Source organism: Mesorhizobium onobrychidis (assembly GCF_024707545.1).
Classification (GTDB): domain Bacteria; phylum Pseudomonadota; class Alphaproteobacteria; order Rhizobiales; family Rhizobiaceae; genus Mesorhizobium; species Mesorhizobium onobrychidis.
In genome coordinates this window covers 5,908,867-5,934,097 of sequence record NZ_CP062229.1, presented here as the reverse complement: position 1 = coordinate 5,934,097, position 25,231 = coordinate 5,908,867, and the positions used below count along the sequence as shown (strand labels likewise).

The window sequence follows — 25,231 nt, the reverse complement described above, 5'->3', positions numbered from 1 at the left end:
GCTCAGCTCTCACCGGTCGCCCAGCTCAGCATCTGTTCAAACAGGGTTTTGTATCCGTTCCAGGCGATGAACTCCGGTGGCAGCCAATGCGGCCCGACATCGGACGTCCAGGCCACAGTGCGGCCCTTGCCATAGTGGCCGGTGACGAGCAGTGGCAGCGATCCATAATCCGACGACACGGTTGCCAGTACTTCCGCCCCGTCTTTCAGCGTCACCTCGTTGAAGCCGAGCAGGATTGGCCAATCCGAACCGAGACCCTTCAGGATCGGATGGTTCGAGGAGCCGTTCAGGACAGGCGCAAACCCTTCCGGCACCTCGACGCGGTCATCGAACGCGAGGCAGTTCACCGGCAGCACCTCCTCGACCGGCGTCTTGCGGTAGCGCGCGCCGCCATTGATGCCCTGGAAGCTATAGTAGCCGCCGAACATCAAAAGCCCGCCGCCATCGCGCACATAATCGCGCAGCAGCCGCAGGCGGTTCGGCGTCGGCTTGGAGTGGACCCAGGTGTCGGGATGCAGGAGCAGCGTGTTGGCGCCGATGTCGGAGAGCACCACCGCGTCATAGGCCGAAAGCGCCTCCATTGTTTGCGGAAAGCTGCGCTGTGCCTCATGCGCCGGCATGAAGGTCACGTCGAAGTCGGTCGCCTTCAGCGCCGTCAGCAATTCCTCCGCGCCGGTGTGGTAGGTGACCGTCGGAAACTGGTCGAAACCCTTGATATGGGTGGCGGTCGACACCCAGGATTCACCGGCAAGCAGGATCTTTTTCTTGGACATTTGAACTCCGTCGTAAGTTCGGGCCGCTTAGTTCTGCCGCGCGAACACGGCCTTCGGATTGGCGATCAGCATGCGGTCGATGGCTGGCTGCTCGACGCCATGCCGTTTCAGGCGCGGTATGAAGTGCTTGAGGATGTAGCCGTAGCCGAAACCGCCGAAGCGGGTCAGCATGATCTTGAGGAAAACATCCTGCGACAGCAGCAGGCGGTCACCGAAGTCGGCCTCGATAAGTGCCGCGATTGCTCGCGCATTCTCTTCGTCGGAGGGCGATTGCGCGTCCTGATCGGCATAATAGTAATCCATGCCGATCATATCGTATTCCAAGAAAGCGCCGCGCCGGGCGAGGCTTGTCTGGTAGTCGAGATCATTGTGGCTGGGGTTCATGTGGCAGAGCACAGTGTGGCGAAGATCGGCGCCCTCGGCCTCCACGACATCGAGCACCTCGTGCGCCAGCCGCTCCCACCCCGGCAGATGGATCGACAGCGGCACGCCGGTGATGCGCGCGGCCCGCGCCGAAGCTCTCAGCGACTTTCGCTCCTCGGCGGTAAAGTCCTTGCTGACGCCGACCTCGCCGATCAGGCCGGCCAGGATCGGCGGCTGCGTCTCGCCGCCGCCGACGTCGTTGACGATGAACTCGGTCACTGCGTCGACATCCATCGCTTTCAGCCATTCGGGATGGGTGTGTTCCAGATAGAAGCCGGTGCCCATGACGATCTTCAGGCCGGACATGCGGCTGATGCGGGCGAGCTTTTCCGGCTCGCGGCCGATGCCGATATTGGTCGCGTCGACGATGGTGTGGCCGCCGAGCGCGCGATAGCGTTGCAGTTCCGACAGCGCCAGGTCACTGTCGTCGAGCGAAACATTGTCGCGGTTGACGTAAGGGTTCATGCGCAATTCGCCGATGATCTCGATATTCACCGGCTGCTCGGCGAGAGCCATGTCGTCAGGATGACAGGGACATCTCCAGCTGCGCGCGCCGCAGAGCAAGATGTGCTCATGCATCAGCGTAATGCCCATTTCTTCGACCGGGACGGGGCCGAGCACGGTCATCACATGGCCGGTATCGACCCCGATCGCCAGCCGCTGCCTGGGAGCTGCGTCATCGAAGAGATCATCACCCATAGGCTCAACGGCTCCGGACGGCGCCGCGGAACAGGCGGAAGTTCAGCCAGATGGCGATCAGGATGATCGTTCCGGTGACGATCGGCGTCAGGAAAGGCGACAGATGCGCCAGGATCAGGCCGTTGCCGATGACGGCCACGGTAAGCGCGCCGAGCACCGTGCCGACGATCGTTCCGCGGCCGCCGAACAGGCTGGTGCCGCCAAGCACGACGGCAGCGATCACTTCGAGCTCAAAGCTTTGCCCGGCATTCGACGATCCGGATCCAAGCCGGGCTGCAATGATGATCCCCGCAAGTGCTGCCGCGGCGGCGGAAATCACGTAGACGAAAAGTGTCGTCAGCCGTGTGTTGACGCCGGCACGTCTAACCGCTTCGGCGTTGGCGCCGATGCCGGTCACGTAGCGGCCGAACGGCGTCTCGTTGAAGGCGATATAGGCGATCGCGAGGATCGCCAGCGCGATCAGCGCCGGCGCCGGCACGCCAAGCAGCCAGGCGCGGCCCAGCACCGTGAAAGGGCTTCCCGGCTCGATGGGGATCGAGTAGCCGCCGGTGATCAGCAGCGCCACGCCACGGATCACCGAAAGCCCGGCAAGCGTGACGATGAAGGCCGGGATGCCCTCATAAGCGACAAAATAGCCCTGAACCGCGCCAAGCAAGGCGCCCAGCGCAAGCATGGCGAGGATGACCACCGGCCATGGCAGGCCCAGCTGCAGCAATGTCGCCGACAAGGTTGCCACCAGTGCCAGCACGGAGCCGACCGAAAGGTCGATGCCGCCGGTGGTGATGACGAACGTCATCGCCGCGGCGACGATCAGCAGCGGTGCCGACTGACGCAGGATGTTCAGCAGGTTGGGCGACGTCAGAAAGGCGTCCGTCGCCACCGAAAAGATGACGCTAACGATAAGAAAGAACAGCGCGATCGACACGACACTGCCATTGGCAAGCACCGCATCTCGCCAGGTGCCTGCGTGGACCCTTTGAGATTGAGCGGAATGGGTCGAAGTCACGTCGCTCATGCTGGCGCTCCATCGCGATAGGCGTTGGTGGCCGAACGAGCGTTGAATTTGCGGCCCACGATCAGGTTGACGACATCTTCGATATTGGTTTCGCCGATCAGCCGCTCGGCGACGTTGCGTCCTTCGTACATGACCTGGATGCGGTCGCATACGAGGAACAGATCCTGAAGGCGGTGGGTGATCAGAATGACGCTGACCCCGCGCGCGCTCACGGCGCGGATCAGGTCCAGCACAGCCTCGACCTCGGCGACTGCAAGCGCTGCCGTCGGCTCATCCATAATCAGCACGGACGGCTCGAACGAGGCGGCGCGGCCGATCGCGATCGACTGTCGCTGTCCGCCGGACAGGTTTTCGACCTTGAGCCGCGTGTCGGCGATAACGATGCCGAGTCGGTCGAGCATCTGGCGCGTTTGCTCGTGCATGCGCTTCTTGTCGAGAAAGGAAATGCCGGCAAAGCGGCGGCGTGGCTCGCGACCGAGAAAGAGATTGCCGGCGACATCGACCGTGTCGCAGAGCGACAGGTCCTGATAGACCATCTCGACGCGCGCTGCACGCGCGTCCGCCGGCGAAGTGAAGGTCACCGGCATGCCATCGATCTCGATCGTGCCGGCATCGGGAACCACCGCCCCCGACAGCACCTTGCTCAGCGTCGACTTTCCCGCGCCATTGTCGCCGACAAGCCCCAGGACCTCGCCCGGCCTCAGCACCAGCGACACGTCATCGAGCGTCTGAATGGCGTTGTAGCGCTTTGAGATGCCGCTCATCCGCACCCGATAGGTCTCGCTACTGCTCATCTTCGATCCACGGGCTTTGCGAAGCGTCCGCAGCGTAGCCTCAGGCGGCGCCGCGGACCGGTCATCGACGCAGTTTACTGGAACATCGCGCGATATTTGTCGACATTGTCCTTGGTCACGATCGTCACCGGAATATTGATGATCGGCTCGACCGTTTCGCCCTTCTTGAGCTTGGTCAGCCCTTCGACAGCGGCCTTGCCTTCGCCGGCCGGATCCTGCTGGACGACTGCCACCACCCAACCATCGTCAATGCCCTGAATGACCTGCTTGGTAAGGTCCCAGCCGAACACCTTGACGTCGCCGGTGCGGCCTTGGCTGGTTACGGCCGAAACAGCGCCGAGCAACGCCGGCTCGCCGGTCGCGTATAGCGTCGTCATGTCCGGATTGGCGGTCATCAAATTCTCCGAAGCGCTCATCGCGGTCTCCTGAACATTCTGGCCGTCGACCGTGTCGAGGAAGGTGATCGCCAGGCCGCTGTCAGTGACCGCCTTCTTGAAACCGTCGAGCCGCTGGTTCTGAATGAAAGAATTGAGCGCGCCGACAATACCGATCTTGGCAGTGCCGCCCATCTCCGACTTCACATGGTCGGCGTAGAATTTGCCGATATCCTCGCCGGCCTTGGCGTTGTCGACACCGATGAACGCAACGTTGTCGCCGTCGGGAATCTGCGCGTCGATGGCGATCACGGGGATGCCGGCCGCCTTCGCGGCGGTGATTGCAGGCTTGACGCCGTTTACGTCGATGGCGACCAAGATGATGCCGTCGACTTTTTGTGTGATGTAGTTCTCGATCGCGTCATTTTGCGCGCTCGGCACGTTGTTGGCATTGAAGATGACCAGCTTGGCGCCGGCGGCATCGGCCGCCTTTTGCGCACCCTCGTTGATCTGGTTGAAGAACAGGGCCTGCTGGTTGATGTTGACGAGAGCGAACGTATCGGCGAACGCCGACCCCATCGCTGTCGAGCAAATGGCGACGACGGCGGCGCAACGGACGAGAAGTTTGAACGGACGCATTTACGGGTTCCCCTTGCTTGCGGGCCAAACCCATTCGGCTGGTCCCATTGGTGCTACAGGCACGAGCAAACATTCAAGAGACTTGAATATTTGTCAACGTCTTTGAATCTCTGAACGCCGTCAGAAGGTCGCCGGCGTGTTGACCCAGAAAATGCTGGCTCTCTCCTTGCCGATGTTGCGGTAATGGTGCGGCAGCTCCGACCTGAATACGAACGCATCGCCGGTGGCGAGGTCATGGCCCTTGCCGTCGACGATCAGCTTGATTCGGCCAGCCAGCACATAGCCGACTTCCTCGCCGACATGCTGGATGGGGCCTTCGCTCTCGCCGTCTGCTTCGATATGGTGAATATTGCACTGCAACAGGTGACCGGGCGAATATGGAATGATGCGTTCGAGCGAGATGCCCTCGCCGCGCCTCAGCGCGTCGAGCGAGATCAACGGCCGCGCGCCTGCGCGGAACACGATCGCCTCGTCGTCGTCGACCTGTTCGAACATCCAGCCGATATTGGTCTCCAGAACTTCGACCAGGCGGTGAAGCATGGGCAGGGATGGCGAAGCCTTGCCGTTCTCGATCTTGGATAAAAGGCTTTCAGAGCAGTTCGCAGCTGTCGCCAGCGCCTTCAGCGTCATGCCCCGTGTCTGCCGGGCGAGGCGCAACCGCGTTCCAAGCCGCGCGGCATTTACGGTGGCGTCCATTTCGGACTCCGGCCGTCGCCGATCGATTTTGTTCATCCGTTCGCCAACCATTCAACAGTCATGGACAACTGTCGCGCGAGCAAAAGACAGCGGCGACGGATTTGCAAGTGATGATTTGTCAATTTCGACGCTGCAGTGCCTCGACCAGTTTTTGACAGCACGGATAAAGCAACTCAGCGTCAAACACTCGCCTTCTATAGAAACATCGGCCGTCTCCCTCTCGACCCAGCACTGACGGAACAAAAAGCGTTCCTGCCTTGTTTTCCACCGTCACGGTTCATACGCCGGCCAAGGGCAATCCTCGCGGCAGGCGCTCGGCGGGCACGCGAAGACAAGGGATGGCAAGGCAAATGGATCCTGACGATCTCAACGCAGAACGGATCGTCACTGTGTTCGGCGGGACAGGCTTTCTCGGGCGCCGGATCGTGAAGCGGCTCCTTGAAAAGGGTTTCACGGTCCGCGCCGCATCCCGCCACCCGGCTCGTGTGGGCCCGGTCTTTTCTTCGACGGCAAGGATGCCCGAAGCCGTCGAGGCGGATATATTGGATGCGTCCTCGATCGGCTCGGCCATTGCCGGATCACAGGCCATCGTGAATGCCGTCAGTCTCTATGTCGAGCAGGGCGCCCAGACGTTTGAGCGCGTACACGTGGAAGCCGCAGCTGATCTTGCCGTCGCGTCGCGCACTGGCGAAGTCGACCGGTTCGTCCAGATTTCGGGCATCGGCTCCGATCCTCAATCGGATTCGAATTATATTAGGGCACGTGGGCGCGGAGAAGAGGCGGTGGCGAGCGCATTTCCCGGCGCCATCATTGTGCGTCCCGCCGTCATGACAGGACCTGACGACGTTTTCCTCACGACGGTTGTGAGGCTGATACGCCTCCTGCCAGTCTATCCGCTGTTCGGCGATGGCGGCACACGGCTTCAGCCGGTCTATGTGGAAGACGTCGCAGACGCAGTCACCCGGCTGATCGACGGGCGAAACCACAAGGGCTCATCCATATTCGAATTCGGTGGCCCGCGCATCTACACCTATAAGGAACTGCTGCGGGAGGTCGCCCGACAACTCGGTACCCACATCAGGCTGATGCCGGTGCCGTTTGCGGCGTGGGACGCTTTGGCTGGCGTCGCGGAACTCCTTCCGGGAGCGCCCATAACGCGCAACCAGGTCGATCTTATGCGGCACGACAATGTGGCAGCAATCGGCGCGCCGGGCCTGAAGCAACTCGACATCGCGCCGCGGGACATCGAGGAGGTGATCCGCTTGATCGAACGGCGCGCGTGACGCTGCTCGGGCTCGTCACCTGCTTAGCAAGACTCTACGATCCTGACGGGAACCTATCGCCATGCGGCGGGTTGGTCGAGCTTGAGCCAATGAAGAAGAAGGAAAAGGACTATGGCCAGATGCGATCAATGCGGGAATGACTACGACAAGGCTTTCGAAGTGAAGCTGGCTGAGGAAACCTATACGTTCGACAGCTTCGAATGCGCAATCCAGAAACTTGCGCCGCTCTGTCCGCATTGCGGATGCCGGATCATCGGACATGGCGTCGAACAAGATGACATCATCTACTGCTGCGCACATTGCGCCGCAGAGGAAGGTGCAAGCGCACTGACCGATCGCGCACCTTGATGCAACGCTACCAGGATCATGGCCCCATGAGCCAGGAACACCGCTCGACACGGGCTTATTGGCAAGATGGAACCGTGCTAGCAAAGTCGTGACCAGCGAAAGCAACAAAAGGTCGGTTTGGACGTTCTGATCAGCCGCATTTGCGGCGGGGCATTCAAAGACATGACTACGCCGCAAATTTTGTCGTTCGCCGTTATCTTCGTTATGATGGCGGCGCTCGTATGGGGCCGGTATCGATATGATCTGGTCGCAGCTGCGGCACTGTTGCTTTCACTCGCGGTTGGCATCGTGCCTTTTGACGAAGCCTTCAGCGGGTTCAGCGACGACATCGTGATCATTGTCGGCAGTGCCTTGCTGGTGAGCGCAGGCATAGCCCGCTCGGGCATCATGGAAGTTACCATCAAGCGCTTTGTTCCCAACCTGTCGGGTGTTCGGTCGCAACTGGCGCTGCTGGTGATCGTGGTTACGATCCTGTCTGCGTTTGTAAAGAATATCGGTGCGCTCGCTATCATGATTCCGATCGCCTTCCAGTTCGCCCGTCGGTCGAGCGTTTCACCCTCGATATTCCTGATGCCTATGGCGTTCGGGTCACTGCTCGGCGGGCTCATGACGCAGGTGGGAACATCTCCCAATATCGTTGTGTCCCGTGTGCGGGAGGAACTGACCGGCGCCGCCTTCACAATGTTCGACTTTACACCTGTTGGAGCCGCGCTGGCCGCCGCCGGAACGATCTTCCTGGTGCTTTTCTATTGGCTGTTACCGGTGCGCGAAAAGCTGGGCGGGTCGGTGAATGAAGCCATCAACATCAAGAATTACCTGACAGAGGCCCGAATTGTCCGCGATTCGACGGTGCTCGGGAAAACCGTCGCAGACCTCATGAAGCTTTCCGGCGGCGATGCTGTCGTGACGTCGATCCTGCGCAACCGGACTATGCGGATGACGCCACTGCCCGACGTTGTCCTCAAAGTGAACGACATTCTGCTGATCGAGGGCGACCCAGAGGCGCTGGATCGCCTTGTCTCCCAGGGCAAACTCAGCGTTACGGGCAACAGGGCCCGCGGGGACGACACGACCAGCGAGCTGGTCGCTATCGAAGCCGTCATCGGTGAAAGCTCCCCTTTGATCGGCTGGACAGCCCAGCGCCTTGCGCTCTACCACCGCTTCAATGTCAACCTCCTGGCTGTCAGCCGTCACGGCGAGCGCCTCGACCGCAGGCTGGCCGAAGTCCAGCTAAGGCTCGGCGACGTCGTCGTGCTGCAGGGCAATGCAGCGACGATACCCGAGATACTGCGCGAACTCGGCTGCCTGCCGCTGGCGGAAAGGGCCATCCTGCTTGGTAGCGTCCGCAAGGGTGTCGTGCCGGTATCGATCCTTGCTCTCGCTATGGTGGCGACTGCGTTCGGGCTGCTCCCGGTCTCCGTCGCTTTCTTTGCGGCCGCGGTCGGGATGGTGCTTCTCAAGGTCATCCCGGTCCGGGAGGTCTACCAATCGCTGGATGGTCCAATCCTCGTCATGCTCGCCGTTCTCATTCCGGTGAGCGATTCGCTACGCAGTACAGGGGCGACAGAAGTGGTTGCCGGCGAGCTTGCCAAACTGGGGACCATTCTTCCGGCGCCCGGCGCACTGATGCTCATCCTTGTCGCCGCCATGGCCGTTACGCCATTCCTCAACAATGCCGCCACCGTTCTGGTCATGGCGCCTATCGCCGCCGAGTTTGCCGGCGATCTCGGCTACAGGCCGGAAGCATTTCTGATGGCGGTCGCCATTGGCGCCGGCTGCGATTTTCTCACCCCGATCGGCCACCAGTGCAACACGCTCGTCATGGGGCCGGGCGGCTACCGTTTCAGCGATTATCCACGTCTGGGACTGCCGCTATCGTTCCTCGTCGTCATTGTTGCTGTGCCGATGCTAATGATCGTATGGCCAATGAACTGATATGCGATGGACGGACCAATCCGGCTCGAACTTTCGCCGGCCGGCGAAAACTGTCGCATCACTGTCGCATTATTAAACGGCTGCTACACATGTGTCCGGAACGGACCCTGTGAGCGATGGCTGGGGTTCCTGGATGCTTTTCGAACTTTTTGTCTCGCACCTCCAGCCGAATTGCGAGCGTTTGTGAAAGAGATCAGGATATCTGAACACGCTATGGGACAAGCTTGATTGACGCATTAGCTCTCTAGATCCCCGCAGCGGTTCACGACAGAGAGGTCCACTTGGGCTGTCGCGTTTGCCAGCTCTCGGGGGTTTATAGGGATAGAAGGTTGGTCGATTGCTTAGATGCCCGAAGTCGTCATCGAACGTCCTTAGTGTACATCTTATATATGCTCCTCGCCATCCTCAAAAGAGGCCGAGCGTTTGCAGCAGGCTTTCGAATGTGACCTTTGGTTTCTTACCTGTTTGCCTATCCGGGTACATGTAGTCTTCGGACGACTGCTTGCGTATGTTGCTCGGGCTATACCCGAACTGCTGCGTGAAAGCTCGACTGAAATTCGCCGCTGAATCAAAGCCGATTGCTAGACCAACTTCGGCGACCTTTCGGGTGTCGGAAGGATCCGCTAACATTGCATGAGCTGCGGATAGACGTCGTCGACGAATGTAATTCGCAACGCCGCCGGACGTTTCGAAAAGCTCATAGAGCCGTGTCCTCGAGGTCGCCAGTTCCCGGGCGAGAGCATCCGGTGTCAGGTCGGGCGAGGCAAGATTGCTCGAAATGAAGCGTCTCGCCCGCGTCATCAATCCGGTTTGTGAGATCTGATCGTTGCCGTCATCACGATCCACCAAAGGTGTAACCGCGTCGAATACCATTTTCCGCAAACGGTCCTTGATTCTAGGAAGGTCGTCTTGCGTGAAGCGATCGAGATTGGCTTCAACGCTTGACATAAGATCGATCAGCAGTTTGGCCCGGTGTCCACCCAAAACGACGTTGTTGCTCGCCGCCGGCAAGCTACCTCCATCGGCAAACAGATCGACGGGAACGATCAGGCTGATCGACTCCGTTGCCAGCGCCCGCCCGCTAAACGGATGCCCGAGCGAGCGGATTTCAATCATGCCCGGTTCATTTTGCGCGACACGTCCGTCAACTCCGGTCCAGGTGCGACCGGCGCGGAGAACGGTGATCTGCCAATGGTCAATTGGACTGAACCGCACCGCGTCTGGCGAGCGTTCGTAACTGAAGGCCGGAACGGTTTGTTGCAACAAAAGCATGCCGCCCAGATTCCACACCGCCTGCTGGACGACAAATCCATCCTCGGGATCCACATTGTTCGGCAGACGCGAATCCATCAATACCGCCATATGCTCCCGCCAGGCAGCAAACTGCTGGATTGGTGGAAGGATTTCCGTCTCAAAGCGCAACGACGTCAGGACGGCCTTCTCCACCTCATCCTCGCCGAGTGGATCCTGCGACATGCGCGGCCAGCGGCGACGTTCGACAGATGTCGGCTCCCTGTCGTTAGGTGGGACCGTCTTATCCGACATCACTGCCTCCAGCCACGACCCGGAAGGCCGCGACGTCGCGCTGCTTCAGGAGATATGCCACCGTCATCGCCATGGAGAGGAACTGACCGACCGCATAGACAACATTCCGACCCTGCCAGCTTGTATGGAAAAACGACATGAAGGGGAAGCTTGCGATGGAAATGATAAGCGCCGCTCTCAAACCTCCTTCTTGCCGTAAAAATAGCGCGCGCCGATCCAGGTCAGGCAAAAGGAATAGATAATGATGGTATTGCCGATGGCGGCAGGCCAGAAGGCACCTTCATTACCCTGAATGGAAAGAACGATCCCTCCGATAAAGGTCAGAAATACTGAGGTGAGCCGAATCCGGGAAGGCACGAAATCACGACAGGTCACGGCAACCGCAGCCAAGATTACACAGACAGTCATGGAATTCAGTAATATAACGACGATAACGTCAGAAATCCATCTGCAGCATGCAAACCTCACGTCACCTCCGAAGTGTATTGTTTATAAGATAAACAAAATCATTAGATACATTTAAGGCTCACTGTTTGTAGAGTAGTTAATTTTATCGCACCAAGTCAACAAAGCTAACCCTTAGCGGCTCGATCCTGAACCGGCCAAGAATGGGTTTCTTGGCTCGCTTCGAGATAAAGACCTTTGGCAGCATCGCGGCTTCATCAGAATGATCGATGAAAAGGTTTCGGCCGGAGGCGATGGTGCGGTCGAGCAGCCGCGCGGAGGAGAATTCAATGTTGTCTACCAAGGATAGAGCCGAAACCTGCAAGGATCAGATCCGCGCTTTCCTGGCGTCGAATTTCTACATAGCCGACGCGGATGCTCTGGAGAGCCACACGTCCCTTCTCGACCAAGGCATCGTCGACTCGGCAGGGGTACTCGAGGTTATCGGCTTCATCGAGGAGATCTCGGCACAGTCAATCGAATCGCTTGAAGCCCACCGTCTCCATCAAAAGACAATGTCTGCGGCGGGTCAGCTGCAAAAATGGACGCTTTGAAAAGTTTCCGGATTCCCTGATATCGCAACGTAGGAACCGGGGAGGTATTGGAAATAATCAGATTCACTACAGGAAGAAAACCTGAAGTCTCAGTGCATTTAGACACCTACATGTCTTCCTTTTGGCACTGATGGTTTTTATGAATGAGGGCACCCGTGAGTATCGCATTTCAGTCTGCAAAGTTGCAATCTGATCTTTCCTCGCAACGGAGGGTACTTGTCGCAGGCGGGGCCGGCTTTCTCGGATCACATCTGTGCGAACGTCTTTTGCAAGACGGCCATTCTGTTATCTGCGTAGACAATTTTTCCACGGGGCGGCTAGAGAATTTGCGCCACCTCCTGAACTACGACACGTTCAGCTTTGTGCGCCACGATATCGTGGAACGGCTCGATCTGCCGGTCAACGAGATCTACAATCTCGCCTGCCCGGCTTCACCGCCGCACTATCAGGCCGACCCGGTCCATACGATGAAGACGAGCGTGATCGGGTCGCTCAATCTTCTGGAACTGGCAGCACATTACCAGGCGCGAATTTTCCAGGCTTCCACCTCGGAAGTCTACGGCGATCCCCATGTGCATCCGCAGCCCGAAAGCTATTGGGGCAATGTCAATTCCTTCGGTCCGCGCTCTTGTTATGACGAAGGAAAGCGCTCTGCCGAGACTCTGTTCTACGATTTTCATCAGCAATACGGCGTCGACATCCGTATCGTGCGCATCTTCAACACCTATGGTCCGCGCATGCGCCCGGATGACGGCCGGGTCGTTTCCAACTTCATCGTGCAGGCGCTCAAGGGCGAGGACATCACCGTTTACGGCGACGGGTCGCAGACCCGTTCCTTCTGTTACGTGGACGATCTGATCGAAGGCTTCTACCGGCTCATGTACAGCCCTCAGGCGATCCACACGCCTGTCAACATCGGCAATCCCGGCGAATTTACAGTCGGTGAGTTGGCCGAGCAGATCGTGGGAATGACCGGCTCGAGCTCCAAAGTCGTCTATCACCCGTTGCCCGTGGACGATCCGCGCCAGCGTCGGCCCGACATCACAGTGGCCCAGAGAGAACTTGGATGGGAGCCGACCGTGGCGTTGGCCGATGGGCTGAAGTCGACGATCGCTTATTTCGAACGGCAGTTGAGGAAGCCCTCCGGAAAGCTGGCGGAGGCCGCCTGATGTCCGGCAAGAACGTACTTGTCGTTGGTGGCGCCGGCTTTATCGGCAGCCATACAGCCAAGCTTTTGGCCAGGCAGAGTTATGATCCGATTGTCTACGACAATCTATCCACGGGTCACCGGTCAGCCGTCCGATGGGGCGCCTTCGTTGAAGGCAACATCCTTGACTCGGAGCGGTTGACCCACGTCATGGATGAGTATCGCCCTATCGGGGTGATCCATTTTGCTGCATCGGCCTATGTCGGCGAATCCGTAGAGAAACCGGCAAAATACTATCAGAACAACGTCAACGGGACCCAATCGCTGCTGGACGCCTGCCAGAGAAGCGGAACGCGCAATATCATCTTCTCGTCAAGCTGCGCCACCTATGGCATTCCGGATCGCTTGCCGATCCGCGAAGGCGAGAGCCAGCGCCCGATCAATCCTTATGGACGCACGAAGCTCATCGCGGAGCAGATGCTTGCCGATTATTCGGCTGCCTATGCGCTGCGCTACGTGGCGCTGCGTTATTTCAATGCGTCCGGCGCGGATATCGACGGGGAAATCGGCGAAACCCACGATCCAGAAACGCATCTCATTCCGCGAGCCATGATGGCCGCTGCAGGCAGGATCGATTTTCTCGAAGTCTATGGCCAGGATTACGATACGCCCGACGGCACCTGCATTCGCGACTATATTCATGTCGCGGATCTGGCGCGCGCGCATGTGCTGGCGCTCGAACATCTGATCAACTGCGGTGGCAATCTGGCCGTCAATCTTGGCAGCGGGCGTGGTACATCCATTAAGGAAATTCTCGAAGCGATCAGCCGGCTGACAGGTCGTAACGTGCCGGTCGAGATGCGCGCTCGTCGTGCGGGCGATCCTCCGGTGCTTTATGCCGATCCGGCGCTCGCTGCCGAAAAACTTGGCTTTCAGGCGCTCTATTCCGATCTCGATACGATAATTCGCACAGCGGCTCCCTTCTTCGGGCTCGAGGTGCGCTCATGAGAACGCCGCGCATCGCGCTGTCTGTTGACAGGGAAGAACCCCTGATGGTGCCGGTCTTCACCGGCCGAAAGCGCGTCGAGTACATTATGGGTGCGGTTTTGTGGGCGATGGCCGTCGCATTCTTCTGGCAATGGTGGGTTTTCGGAGCCACCCACACCAACATGGTCGGCTCAATTCTGGTGACGGCGCTTCTGGCGTGGATAACGCTTTTGCCAGTCTACTTCATCACCATTTTCTTCAATGCACGCCGGCCGCACGGACGGCTGCGTATTTCCGCAGGAAGTCGCGTGGCCATGGTGGTCACCAAGGCTCCATCAGAACCTTTTGAGGTGGTGGCCGAAACCTTGCGGGCCATGTTAGCCCAGAACGTGCCTCACGACACGTGGCTGGCCGATGAGGATCCATCGCCCGCAACGCTCGCATGGTGTCGCGAACATGGCGTATTCGTTTCCACCCGCAAAAGTCGCGCCGATTACCATCGCCAGTCCTGGCCTCGCCGCACACGCTGCAAGGAAGGCAACCTGGCTTTCTTCTACGATCATTATGGCTACGACCAATATGATTTTGTGTCGCAGCTCGATGCCGATCATGTTCCCGAACCGGACTACCTATATAACATGTTGCGGCCTTTTGCCGACCCGACAATCGGTTATGTTTCCGCGCCCAGCATTTGCGATCGCAATGCACATGAAAGCTGGTCCGCGCGTGGCCGCCTCTACATCGAAGCGAGCATGCATGGGTCACTGCAAGCCGGATACAATAATGGCTTCGCGCCCGTATGCATCGGATCGCACTATGCGGTGCGCACTGCGGCATTGAAGGAAATCGGTGGGCTGGGGCCAGAACTCGCCGAGGATCATTCCACAACGCTCTTCATGAATGCCTATGGCTGGCGAGGGGCTCACGCGCTTGATGCCATCGCCCATGGCGACGGTCCACGGACGTTTGCCGATCTTGTAACGCAGGAGTTCCAGTGGTCGCGGAGCCTGGTGACGATCCTGTTGCAATACTCACCAAAACTGATCGGACACTTGCCGCTGCGTTTGAAGGTTCAATTCCTATTTTCGCAGTTCTGGTACCCGCTTTACGCCTTCTTTCTTGCTCTGACATTCCTGTTGCCCGTGATCGTACTGATCCAGGGCGATAATTTCATCAACGTCACTTACCCAGAGTTTCTGCTCCATTTCATGCCGCAGTCGCTTATGATCCTGCTTTTGGCATTCTGGTGGCGGTCGAGTCGCACATTTCGGCCTATCGACGGCAAGATTTTTAGTTGGGAAGCGATGCTGTTTTTGCTGGCGCGCTGGCCGTGGGTTCTGGCTGGATCCTTTGCCGCGTTCCGTGACTGGATGACCGGATCCTTTGTTGATTTTCGCGTCACGCCAAAAGGCACGTCCGAAGTCGATCCGCTACCGTTTCGCGTGCTGGCGCCGTATGCCTTCGTGGTCCTGATCTCCATTCTGCCGGTCGTGTTCGTGCAGGATGCGTATCAAACGCGCGGCTTTTTCGTCTTCGCCATCATCAATGCTTGCTTTTACTTGCTGCTGATTTTCATGATCTTGCTGCAGCATGGCAGGGAGAATGACGTGCGGATGAAAAGCCGCGCCTATCGCCCCGCGCTGGCAAGCAGTTTCATGGCCCTTTTGATGGTTACCAGCTTCGCCACGGTCGAGCGTGGACGCGACGGCATCGAGGCGCTCGCCTGGGGAACCAAAAGCTTTTCCCTGTTCGACGACAGCTTCTCAATTGCCGGGGCAGGCGTCGGTGGTCGCGCTGTTCACAAAACCATCTTCAATCCACGTTGGCGCACCAATGCTCCCAGCAATTCAAATCAGCGATAGAAGGCAATCAACACATGAAGATCGCGATCATTGGAACAGGCTATGTCGGTTTGGTCAGCGGCACATGCTTCGCGGCCTGGGGCCACCAAGTTGCATGCGTGGACAAGAACGCTCAGAAAATAGATGGCCTCGTACGCGGCATCGTACCGATTTACGAGCCCGGTCTGGATGGACTGGTGGAACGCAATTCAGCGGTAGGCCGGTTGAGCTTCACGTGCAACCTGGCTGAGGCGGTCAAGGGGGCATCGGTCGTTTTCATCGCGGTTGGGACGCCACCGCGAGCCGGTCATGGGGATGCTGATCTGTCGTTTGTCTATATGGCCGCGCGTGAACTTGCGCCGCTGATCGACGACGGCGCCGTGGTGGTGGTGAAGTCCACCGTTCCGGTGGGCACCGGCGATGCTGTTCAGAAGATCATTGGATCTGTACGTACGGCCGGACATTTCTCCGTTGCGTCTAATCCGGAATTCTTGCGCGAAGGCGTCGCCATCCGCGATTTTATGGAACCCGATCGTGTCGTGATCGGTGTTGAGGATGAGCGTGCGCGCAACGTTCTCATGGAACTCTACGGTGCACCTCTCGAAGCACAAAAGACGCCGATCGTCGTCACCCAGCGCCGCACTTCCGAACTGATCAAATATGCTGCCAATGCATTCCTGGCGACCAAGATTACATTTATCAATGAATTGGCCGATCTTTGCGAGCAAGTCGGCAGCAATGTCGGAGAACTCGCGCTGGGCATGGGTCTCGACAAGCGCATCGGCACAAGCTTCCTCAATGCCGGCCCGGGCTACGGGGGCTCTTGTTTCCCGAAGGACACGATGGCTCTTCTGCGTACAGCGCAGGATTATGGGGTAGCGGTTCGGATCGTTGAGGAAACAGTGACCGCCAATGAAGCACGCAAGCGCCGCATGGCGCTGAAGGTGATGGACGCTCTGGACGGCGACGTCGAAGGGCGGACGATCGCGGTTCTGGGTCTCACCTTCAAACCCGATACGGACGATATGCGCGATGCGCCCTCTGTTCCGCTTATCGAAACCTTGCAGCGTTTCGGCGCCAAGATCCGTGCCCATGATCCCGTGGGCATGGAGAATGCGGGTCACCTCCTGTCCGAAGTCGAATTTTTTGACGATCCCTATGCATGCGCGTGCAACGCCGAAGCTGTGGTCGTTATCACGGAATGGGACAGCATTCGAAAGCTCGATCTCGTGCGCCTGAAAAAGACCATGCGCCAGGCGGTCTTGATCGATCTCAGGAATGCCTTTGAACCAGGCGTTGCGGAAAAGATTGGCTTCCGTGTTTCGGCCATCGGTCGCTCAGCTACGACCCAGCATGACAATACCCCGGCCGCGCTGCCTCATGCGACCGGACACGCCCATCGAGGACAAACGGCGGGCGCCGCTCATCTCGAGATGGCAGGAGGTTCCGGTGGCACTTTCTAAATCTGAAAGGGCTCTATTGCTGTCAGGTTTCCGGATGCTGACAGCAGTCGCTTGGGCAGTGTCCTGCATTGCTGCACCGGCCTTTGCCTCTTCCTCACAGGTTTCCGTTCTGCCGGAAGGAGCACGTCGCATGACAGCAGGCGAAATCTACGATCTCTATAGAGACAAGAGCTGGCAGTGGGACAGCGGAGCCGGACGAATGGTGGGCGCGGACCGGCAATTTTCGGCATGGACCGACGGTGAGACGGGCAAATCCTGGGCGGAAGGCCGCTGGATCATCACCGAGACAGGTTGGATGTGTCTCAACGCGACATGGCATTCCGAACAGGGTGTATTTCCCGCCAAGACCTGCTTTTCGCATCGCATCGATAATGGAACGATCTATCAGAAGCGCGAGCCCGGTGGTGAGTGGTATGCGTTCCGTAACGCCGAGGTCCACCAAGACGACGAGGCCAGCAAGCTAGTGTCCACCGATCTGGTTTCCCGTCAACTCGATGCCATCAAAGCCGCGCTTGGTGCGGCACAGCAATCTGAACACTAAAAAAGGAGGGGGCCTTGAAAAGTCTCTTTAAACTATCAGCAGTCTTGCTTTGCGGCGCATGCATTTCCGGTGGTGTCTATGCAGCCAGCGGCGTGTCGGGAGCGAGTGTCGACAGCCGCAATCAGTTTCGGGACAAGCGTCCCATCATCACGGCTGACTCCGTAACCCCCGGCGCCTACGATCCGCACGCGGATTATACCAACGATACTAACTCAAAAATCGAACACCTTTTTCTTCCCTGGGAAGATGTGGATCTGGCAACGCTCAGCGCCGCAGATGCCTATGCGCGTGAGCGTGAACGTTCCCTGTTGATCACGGTCGAGCCGTGGTCCTGGGCGCGGGACTGGCGTGTAGGTCCTGAGGATTTGCTCGCCGGGATTTTGGGCGGGCGCTACGATGCCAATATGTCAGCGGTCTGCTCTGCGGCGGCGCAGCTGAAAAGCCCCGTCACTATCCGCTGGGCGCAGGAAATGGAAGATAATGACGGGCAATTCACTTGGGCTTTCTGGAATGCTGAAGGTTATGTGAACGCCTACAGGCATGTCATCGACATATGCCGCAAGCATCTTCCGTCGGCCCAATACATGTGGTCACCGAAAGGAGAAGAAGGGCTGGCGGCCTTCTATCCTGGCGACAAGTATGTCGACATTATCGGTCTGTCCGTCTTTGGCTATCAGCCCTATGACAAGCTGGAGGTCGGTCGTGATACGACTTTTGTGGAGCGCACAAAGCCGGGTTATGACCGTGTGACGGGCTTCGGCAAACCAATCGCCATTGCGGAGCTTGGCTACGAAGGTAACGACGAATATGCTCGTGACTGGGCTGCGGAAGCAAACAAGCCGCATGCCGAGTTCCCGGACATGACAGCCGTTGTCTACTTCAACGATCGTGAAGTCTATCCATGGCCGAGAAATGTCGGCCGGCCCGATTGGCGCGTGGCCAACCATCCGCTGGACTGATCCAAGTCGTTCGACAGAGTGGTTCGGCTTTCACCAGATGGCCGAACCGCTCCATCCCTTTATTTCTATGCGGTTCCAACGCAGGACTCTTACGCAGTCTTACTGGAATTGCCTTGGTGGAGAGGAAGTAAAATGTTTTCGATCCGTTCGATTATCTCAAGTGCGGTGCTGTTTGTGTTCTTGCTTGCAGGCAATGCCTACGCCGCTCCCAAGGCGGGCGACGCTATAGAAAAACGCGCCGCTGCCGCGACGCCGATGAAGGCCTCAGCGGTTGAAAAGCTCTATGCCGGCCGCACCTGGAAATGGCAAAACGGCGGTGGGTTCTATTCTGCGGAGACAACTGCTCGCGGGCTGTTCTCTGCAAATAGGAAGCCGTTCGCCGCTTGGTCGCGCAAACGGGCAGCATGGTCCTATGCGGAGGGAAACTGGTATGCGACCAATGGGGGCAAGCTCTGCATGCGCGCTCTCTGGACCAGCAAAGTAGCGAAAGGGAGTCTGGCAAGAAGCGGTGCAATCACATGTTTCCTGCACCGTGAAAAACATGGCGTCGTTTATCAGAAGCCTTTCGTCGGTGGGAAATGGTATGTCTTTCGTCACAATCCCGCTCGCCGGGACGATGAGGCGCGCAAACTGGTCAAAGGTAATCGGGTAATCAAAGAAGTTTCGCATCTTAAGGCGAATTCTCGATAACCGCGCAAAAACGGAGCCGCCGCGGCTTCAGGCGCGGCGGCTTCTGTCAAAACCAGGCCAACATTAAACGCCTGGCTGATTCGAGACCCTCCGAGTGTAGCAACGCGCTTTCTGACCAAAGCCGCTCGGAGTGCAGACATAGGTGTTGCTGTTCAAGTACCGGGATGCTGATATCTTAACGACCTTGCCTACCGGTTTCTTGTTGTAGCGAACATCGTTGTTAACACGATATTTGACAAGGTAGACGGACCGTGTCTCTTCCTTTGATTTACGCATTTCGCCTGCTTGCGCGTTTGCGCCGAGAGCCACGGAAACAGCAAGCCCGATCGCTGCAATCGCCACTCTTCTAAAACGGTTCCGATGCGCAGTAGAAAACGTCATGTGCTAGCCTCCAATGTTATTGTTCTGGAGTGCGTTGTACCCACAGGACTTTAGGTTCTGGTTTGAACTATCTTGATAAATTTAGACAAAATGTTGCATTCCTCATGCCTCAAGTGGGGCGATTTGACCAAAATGAGGCCGGCGGCGCGTCCGCCGATGGATGCGAAATTCCACTTCGTCTTCTCGTTGCATCGCGGCGCGGGAGGTCGAAGAACTCTTGGTTTGCGGCAAAGTAAACGGACAGGTTCAAAGCTTGCAACAGACTTGAAGCAGGTTGTGTGCGTCAAGTTCTGCAAAAAGGGGCGGCCATGGCGCTGGTCATGCGGCTTGGCGTCGAGCGAGCTTGTTGTGCTCGCGCAGGTCGTCCATGTTGATGTAGCGGTTGGCCTCCATCCAGTTTTCGTTGGTCTCGACGGCCAGCGACGATACCCGAGATATTGCGCGAACTCGGCTGCCTGCCGCTGGCAGAAAGGGCTATCCTGCTTGGTAGCGTCCGTAAGGGTATCGTGCCGGTAACCATCCTTGCTCTCGCTATGGTGGCGACTGCGTTTGGGCTGCTACCGGTCTCCGTTGCTTTCTTTTCGGCCGCGGTCGGGATGGTGCTTCTCAAGGTCATCCCGGTCCGGGAGGTCTACCAATCGCTGGATGGTCCAATCCTCGTCATGCTCGCCGTTCTCATCCCGGTGAGCGATTCGCTACGCAGTACAGGGGCGACAGAAGTGCTTGCCGGCGAGCTTGCCAAACTGGGGACCATTCTTCCGGCGCCCGGCGCACTGATGCTCATCCTTGTCGCCGCCATGGCCGTTACGCCATTCCTCAACAATGCCGCCACCGTTCTGGTCATGGCGCCTATCGCCGCCGAGTTTGCTGGCGATTTCGGCTACAGGCCGGAAGCATTTCTGATGGCGGTCGCCATTGGCGCCGGCTGCGATTTTCTCACCCCGATCGGCCACCGGTGCAACACGCTCGTCATGGGGCCGGGCGGCTACCGTTTCAGCGATTATCCACGTCTGGGACTGCCGCTGTCGTTCCTCGTCGTCATTGTTGCTGTGCCGATGCTAATGATCGTATGGCCGATGAACTAATATGCGATGGGCGGATCAATCCGGCTCGAACTTTCGCCGGCCGGCGAAAAACAACCCCTCGCTGCCGATTAGAGAAAGCTGGCACATCACACAGCGAACATGGACCTCGCTTATATGATAGCCATGCTTTGATATTCCGATCGCCGGCGACGGATTATTAACCACACCGGAAGCACAACACTGCCAGAGGTGTGCCTGACCGATCAAATGGCGTGATGACCATATCTCGATAGAGGGTAGTCACCCGAGCGCAAGCGGTTACAATTAGCGATCAGATTAGTTATCAACCGAACGCAGGCGCTAGTGACCAATCGATTTAAAAAATTTCTTGCCCTGACGGCCGCACAACGCAGGACAGTGATCGCTGCAATGTTGCTGTTACCATTCACTGCAATGGTATTGCAGATGTTTGGTTTCCGACGTGCAAGAATTATACTGATATGGATTTGCGATCTTCGAAGCGTGAGGGGGGTTGCAAACCCGTCACTCACGTTTTGTAAATCGCCGCCGCCTTCAAACGTTCCGGTTGCAGTTTGCAACTCCGACTGGCTTCACTCAATGGGTGGCGAGATCGATTTTTATGGACAGGCACAAGAGACCGCTCGTTTGGTATCCATTGCCGCGTATCGTGGTTCATATTCCGGCAACTGCCTGAAGCGCTCCATGACGCTTTGGTTTTTGCTGCGCCGGCAAGGCATCGAAGGAGAACTGCGCATCGGCACGCGGAAGGCTGAAGGCAAATTTGAAGCCCATGCTTGGGTCGAATACCGGGGCAGGGTTCTTAACGATACGGTCGATGTTGGCGAGCGCTATTCCGCATTCAAGCGCAATTTTGGTTGATGCCATGGGGATGATATGAGCGGCATCGCCGGGATAATTCATTTTGACGGTGAGCCGGTGGAGCCCGGGTTAGTGGAAAAAATGACCACGGCTATGGCGCATCGGGGCCCGGATGGCATCCACCACTGGGTGAAGGGCTCCATCGGGCTCGGTCAATGCATGCTTCGCACCACGCCAGAGTCGCTGGAGGAAACCCAGCCGCTGACCAATGAGGATGCAAGCCTTGTCCTGGTCATGGACGGGCGGGTGGACAACTGGGAGGAACTGCGGGGGGAACTGCTGGGGCGCGGCGCCGTACTTCGAGATCGCTCGGATGCTGAACTGGTGCTGAGAGCCTACCAGATTTGGGGGCGGGAATGTTTGCCGCATATCGACGGCGATTTCGCACTGGTAATCTGGGATGCGCGGCGACAAGAGGCCTTTTGCGCCCGCGACCGCATGGGCAACAGGCCCTTCAATTACCATTGGGACGGTAAAACACTGGCCTTCGCCTCAGAGCTGCCAGCGATCCTTGCGCTGCCTTGGGTGAAGCAGGAACCCAATGAAGGCATGTTGGCCGAAATGCTGGCGGGGGAATGGTATTCCAGGGACGAGACTCTATGGAACGGTATCCTGCGCTTGATTGCAGCACATCGAATGGTAGCCGGGAACCAAGGGCCTCGACTCGAACAATACTGGCAACCGAATCTTTGGGCGACGTTGCCGTTTCGCAAGGACGAAGAATACATAGAGCATTATCGCGAATTATTGTTCGAGTGCGTCAGGCGTTTGTCCCGGTCGCATCAGCCGGTCGCCATTGAGGTGAGCGGCGGACTCGACTCCTCCGCGGTGTTTTGCGTGGCGGAACACCTGCGCCGCTCGAACAGACTGCTCACACACGGCATAAATGGCTACACGTTTGGCTTCACGGAGGAGGACGGCCGCGCCAGCGAACTCCCCTACGCGCGGGCCGTGGGTGAGTATTTAGGGCTCCGGGTTCATGAGACTCCCCCTTCCAGGATGCCTCTTTCATGGTTTGCGGAACGCGCCCGGTCCGGCCGGCAGTTTCCGGGGTTTCCGAACTTGTCAATGCATGCCGGCCTATGGCAGCAAACCGTTGCGCACGGGAGCCGCGTTACGTTGAACGGTCACGGAGGAGATCAATGGCTGCAAGGCTCCCGTGCGTATTACGCAGAGGCACTGGCGCAAGTGCATTTGCGTACGCTCTATGACTGCCTCAAAACCGACGCGGCTGCATTCGGCACGCGGCAGGCGGTGAGTTGGCTCATACGGGAGGGGTTTTTCCGGCTACTGCCAATCGCTCTCCAGGAGGGTCTCCGCCGCCTGGTTCGTAGGGTGCGCGGGAGCGGGACCAGCAACGCCTGCTACTGGCTCTCGCCGCGGATGGGGGAAGTGATCCGGCTGCGTCGCGAGCGTATTCTCCCAGCACACCATCGGCGAGTGCGCAGCGTCGGCCAGAGGGCGCTACTTGAGCCTCTATACGATGCTTATACTGCCCAGGCGATGGAGGATCTTGAGTGCATGGGCGCCCATTGCGGGATCGAAATGCGATACCCGCTCCACGACCCCAAACTCGTTCAGTATGCGTTTTCGCTACCGGAAAGGCTGCGGCTGCGTGGGGATACATCCAAATATATCCATGTCCAAGCTTTGAAGAATCTCCTGCCGAAGACGATCCTCGAACGGAAAAGCAAGGCAGAATTTTCGATCGTGTTCCGTGAGCATCTGGACCGGATGCAAGCCATATTGACCGAGACGATTCCCCATGAGCGTAGCACCTGGGTTGATCGGGACGGGATGGCCCGGCTATTCCGGGCTTATCGAGACAATTCACAGGCCGGCATGCCGAAATGGATTTTGTGGAGTATTTATGGATGCCATGTAACGTATCGTTGATGCCATATAACGTACTGTTAATGGATGCCTTGTAACGTACCGTTGAAGACATGTAACGTACCGTTACGTGTCTTGATCGTCACGTCGGTTCAATGTTCGATGAATGCTGGACGTCAGGGTTGCGCCCGTTTTCGCTTGGTGCCAAGGTGCCGATCTTGTTCAAAAGTCACCGAGAACGTCCAGATAGTTCATCTGACGGTTTCCTGAGAGATACCAAGCCAGCGTAAAGGTCCGAGTTAATGAAAAGCAATCTGAACGACCAGCAGACGCCATCCCACCTCACCGTTGAAAACAAAGCTGCCGAGCCAAACAAGGCGCCCTATTCGACTCCCACATTGCAAATCTACGGTTCCGTAAGCGCGATAACTAGAGGCGCCGGAGCAGGAAGCGTAGATGGGGGCGGCACCATGGCTATGGTTTCCGACCCGCGCGCCAAAGAGAACGTCATCCGCATTGGCACCCATTCGCTTGGAATCGGCCTCTATCTGTTCGACTACAAGCCTGAATACCGCGAACAGTGGGGCCTTGGCAGACAGTTTGGTGTAATGGCCGACGAGGTCGAGACGGTTATGCCGGAAGCCGTAAGCGTTCATCCTGACGGTTACAAGATGGTGAACTACGGCATGCTGAGGATACGGCGCCCCTCTGTTCACTGAGCCGTGCGGGGGAATGTCGAGTTCCGTGCTGGCGGAACACTTGGGGTATGTCAGCGATTCGGTAAGACTTGAACAGTTCAAGTCCGCTGTTGCCCAAGTGGTCAAACATGGGGATTGCATCACGGATCTCGGTTGTGGCACCGGGATTCTGGGGCTGTTGTGCTTGCAGGCGGGCGCGTCCCGTGTGTACGCCATCGACGCAACCGCCATGATCGAGGTCGCGCGGGAATCCTTCGTTCGCGCAGGCTGGGGTGGCCGAGCGATTTTCATGGGGGACTACTCTCCGCGGGCTGAATTGCCCGAACGGGTTGATGTGGTGATCTGCGATCAAGTCGGCTACTTCGGCTTTGATGCCGGCATCATCGAATATTTGGCGGACGCCAGGCGGCGTTTCCTGAAGCCAGGGGGGGCATTGATCCCCGCCAGGCTCAGGCTTCAACTCGCCGCAGTGGAATCGGAAACCAGTTGCGGCTTGGCCGACGGGTGGCGGCGAGAGGGCGTACCCAGCGAATTCCATTGGCTGCGCCAATACGCCGTCAACACCAAGCATGCGGTCAATCTTCAGCGGGAAGAATTGCTTGGCGCCCCCGCTGAGCTGGGCAGCATCGATTTTCGTGAAGACAATCCGGACTTTTTCTCCTGGGATGCGGAGTTGCGCATAGAACGCGATGGCGTCCTGCGCGGACTCGGCGGCTGGTTCGATTGTGAGTTGGCCGAAGGGGTGTGGTTGACGAACTCGCCGCTTGCCGATCGTCCAATCAAGCGCTCTCAGGCTTTCCTGCCCATCGCCGAAGCCGTCGAGGTAAAATCCGGCGATGTGGTGAGGGCGAGGGTGGTGGCGCGTCCGACGGATTCGGTTATCGCCTGGGAAGTCGAAATCCCGTCCGGAGGGCGGAAATTCAGCCATTCGACCTGGGAGGGCGAGTTGCAGACGCCGGCCGAGATCATGAAACGGAATCCCGCGCATGTGCCCCGACCCAATTGCCGAGGGCAGGCAAGAATGATCGTGCTAGGGCTTTGCGATGGTCAAAGGACCGTCAGGCAGGTTGAAGAAGCCGTGCTGCGCGAACACCCCGGCTTGTTCCCTTCCGTGGAAGAAACAGCGCGATTTGTCGCCCAAGTGCTGGGCAAGGACACGGAATGACGGTGGACTTTCAAGTGGCGGACGCCCGCCTGTCAATACCGGGTGAAATTTCCCCAAAAGTGCCGAAGTAAAATTCCCC

General features: G+C 58.1%; 24 protein-coding genes and 1 pseudogene. 16 read left to right on the top strand and 9 right to left on the bottom strand.

From position 1 onward, the window contains the following. Positions 1–2: 2 nt before the first annotated feature. The 6 genes from IHQ72_RS29295 to IHQ72_RS29270 form a co-directional block, all read right to left on the bottom strand. Entirely contained in the window at positions 3–773 is a 771-nt protein-coding gene (locus IHQ72_RS29295) for a glutamine amidotransferase (RefSeq protein ID WP_258118963.1), read from the bottom strand. 27 nt (positions 774–800) lie between these two features. Further along, on the bottom strand, positions 801–1,895 hold the full coding sequence (locus IHQ72_RS29290) for a phosphotriesterase family protein (RefSeq protein ID WP_258118962.1): 1,095 nt from the start codon (positions 1,893–1,895) through the stop codon (positions 801–803). Between the two features lie 4 nt (positions 1,896–1,899). Then, positions 1,900–2,910, bottom strand: a complete 1,011-nt coding sequence (locus IHQ72_RS29285) for an ABC transporter permease (RefSeq protein ID WP_258118961.1) — start codon at positions 2,908–2,910, stop codon at positions 1,900–1,902. Then, a complete protein-coding gene (locus IHQ72_RS29280; RefSeq protein WP_258118959.1) occupies positions 2,907–3,704 on the bottom strand; it encodes an ATP-binding cassette domain-containing protein in 798 nt (265 codons plus the stop codon). The genes IHQ72_RS29285 and IHQ72_RS29280 overlap by 4 nt, the downstream gene beginning before the upstream one ends. Positions 3,705–3,778: 74 nt before the next feature. Then, a complete protein-coding gene (locus IHQ72_RS29275) occupies positions 3,779–4,717 on the bottom strand; it encodes an ABC transporter substrate-binding protein (RefSeq protein WP_258118958.1) in 939 nt (312 codons plus the stop codon). 120 nt (positions 4,718–4,837) lie between these two features. Then, positions 4,838–5,449 carry a cupin domain-containing protein gene (locus IHQ72_RS29270; RefSeq protein ID WP_374120289.1) on the bottom strand — a complete coding sequence of 204 codons (612 nt, stop codon included), beginning with the start codon at positions 5,447–5,449 and terminating at the stop codon, positions 4,838–4,840. Positions 5,450–5,763: 314 nt separating this feature from the next. On the opposite strand from IHQ72_RS29270, the gene IHQ72_RS29265 reads away from it, so the two are divergent. From IHQ72_RS29265 to IHQ72_RS29255, 3 genes are all read left to right on the top strand, one after another. Continuing rightward, positions 5,764–6,696 (top strand): complex I NDUFA9 subunit family protein, encoded by a 933-nt coding sequence (locus IHQ72_RS29265; RefSeq protein ID WP_258118956.1) that lies wholly within the window; start codon positions 5,764–5,766, stop codon positions 6,694–6,696. 111 nt (positions 6,697–6,807) lie between these two features. Continuing rightward, positions 6,808–7,044, top strand: a complete 237-nt coding sequence (locus IHQ72_RS29260) for a metallothionein (RefSeq protein WP_077381301.1) — start codon at positions 6,808–6,810, stop codon at positions 7,042–7,044. 162 nt (positions 7,045–7,206) lie between these two features. Then, on the top strand, positions 7,207–8,979 hold the full coding sequence (locus tag IHQ72_RS29255) for an SLC13 family permease (protein WP_258118954.1): 1,773 nt from the start codon (positions 7,207–7,209) through the stop codon (positions 8,977–8,979). Positions 8,980–9,384: 405 nt separating this feature from the next. Here IHQ72_RS29255 and IHQ72_RS29250 read toward each other — a convergent pair whose 3' ends face one another. Both IHQ72_RS29250 and IHQ72_RS29245 read right to left on the bottom strand, forming a co-directional pair. After that, positions 9,385–10,524: a helix-turn-helix domain-containing protein gene (locus IHQ72_RS29250; protein ID WP_258118953.1), complete on the bottom strand. Its 1,140-nt coding sequence runs from the start codon at positions 10,522–10,524 to the stop codon at positions 9,385–9,387. 177 nt (positions 10,525–10,701) lie between these two features. Then, positions 10,702–10,914 (bottom strand): hypothetical protein, encoded by a 213-nt coding sequence (locus IHQ72_RS29245; protein WP_143747921.1) that lies wholly within the window; start codon positions 10,912–10,914, stop codon positions 10,702–10,704. 344 nt (positions 10,915–11,258) lie between these two features. Here IHQ72_RS29245 and IHQ72_RS29240 point away from each other — a divergent pair, with 344 nt between their 5' ends. The 8 genes from IHQ72_RS29240 (at position 11,259) to IHQ72_RS29205 (ending at position 19,150) form a co-directional block, all read left to right on the top strand. Beyond that, positions 11,259–11,522, top strand: coding sequence for an acyl carrier protein (locus IHQ72_RS29240; protein ID WP_258118952.1), 264 nt, complete (start codon positions 11,259–11,261; stop codon positions 11,520–11,522). Between the two features lie 143 nt (positions 11,523–11,665). After that, on the top strand, positions 11,666–12,691 hold the full coding sequence (locus IHQ72_RS29235) for a UDP-glucuronic acid decarboxylase family protein (protein ID WP_095495270.1): 1,026 nt from the start codon (positions 11,666–11,668) through the stop codon (positions 12,689–12,691). Then, positions 12,691–13,677 carry a UDP-glucose 4-epimerase GalE gene (gene galE / locus IHQ72_RS29230; RefSeq protein WP_095495269.1) on the top strand — a complete coding sequence of 329 codons (987 nt, stop codon included), beginning with the start codon at positions 12,691–12,693 and terminating at the stop codon, positions 13,675–13,677. Before IHQ72_RS29235 ends, galE begins: the two co-directional genes overlap by 1 nt. Continuing rightward, a complete protein-coding gene (locus IHQ72_RS29225; protein WP_258118950.1) occupies positions 13,674–15,518 on the top strand; it encodes a glycosyltransferase family 2 protein in 1,845 nt (614 codons plus the stop codon). The genes galE and IHQ72_RS29225 overlap by 4 nt, the downstream gene beginning before the upstream one ends. A 14-nt stretch (positions 15,519–15,532) precedes the next feature. Further along, positions 15,533–16,960: a UDP-glucose dehydrogenase family protein gene (locus IHQ72_RS29220; protein ID WP_258118945.1), complete on the top strand. Its 1,428-nt coding sequence runs from the start codon at positions 15,533–15,535 to the stop codon at positions 16,958–16,960. A gap of 34 nt (positions 16,961–16,994) precedes the next feature. After that, positions 16,995–17,501: a DUF995 domain-containing protein gene (locus IHQ72_RS29215; RefSeq protein ID WP_258123973.1), complete on the top strand. Its 507-nt coding sequence runs from the start codon at positions 16,995–16,997 to the stop codon at positions 17,499–17,501. Positions 17,502–17,515: 14 nt separating this feature from the next. Beyond that, a complete protein-coding gene (locus IHQ72_RS29210) occupies positions 17,516–18,460 on the top strand; it encodes a glycoside hydrolase family 26 protein (protein ID WP_258118944.1) in 945 nt (314 codons plus the stop codon). A 132-nt stretch (positions 18,461–18,592) separates the two neighbouring features. Continuing rightward, complete coding sequence (locus tag IHQ72_RS29205) at positions 18,593–19,150, top strand: DUF995 domain-containing protein (RefSeq protein ID WP_258118943.1); 558 nt, start codon at positions 18,593–18,595, stop codon at positions 19,148–19,150. Between the two features lie 63 nt (positions 19,151–19,213). Here the strand turns inward: IHQ72_RS29205 and IHQ72_RS36945 are convergent, their stop codons facing one another. Further along, a complete protein-coding gene (locus IHQ72_RS36945; protein WP_309508706.1) occupies positions 19,214–19,531 on the bottom strand; it encodes an MlaD family protein in 318 nt (105 codons plus the stop codon). A gap of 425 nt (positions 19,532–19,956) precedes the next feature. On the opposite strand from IHQ72_RS36945, the pseudogene IHQ72_RS29200 reads away from it, so the two are divergent. From IHQ72_RS29200 to IHQ72_RS29180, 5 genes and pseudogenes are all read left to right on the top strand, one after another. Continuing rightward, a pseudogene (locus IHQ72_RS29200) lies at positions 19,957–20,616 on the top strand (SLC13 family permease); the annotation flags it as partial. 558 nt (positions 20,617–21,174) lie between these two features. Continuing rightward, positions 21,175–21,456: a lasso peptide biosynthesis B2 protein gene (locus IHQ72_RS29195; RefSeq protein WP_258118942.1), complete on the top strand. Its 282-nt coding sequence runs from the start codon at positions 21,175–21,177 to the stop codon at positions 21,454–21,456. Positions 21,457–21,471: 15 nt separating this feature from the next. After that, positions 21,472–23,352, top strand: a complete 1,881-nt coding sequence (locus IHQ72_RS29190; protein WP_258118941.1) for an asparagine synthetase B family protein — start codon at positions 21,472–21,474, stop codon at positions 23,350–23,352. A 239-nt stretch (positions 23,353–23,591) separates the two neighbouring features. Further along, a complete protein-coding gene (locus IHQ72_RS29185; protein ID WP_258118940.1) occupies positions 23,592–24,008 on the top strand; it encodes a tail fiber domain-containing protein in 417 nt (138 codons plus the stop codon). A 13-nt stretch (positions 24,009–24,021) separates the two neighbouring features. Continuing rightward, positions 24,022–25,152, top strand: a complete 1,131-nt coding sequence (locus tag IHQ72_RS29180) for a methyltransferase domain-containing protein (protein ID WP_258118939.1) — start codon at positions 24,022–24,024, stop codon at positions 25,150–25,152. Positions 25,153–25,231: the final 79 nt, after the last annotated feature.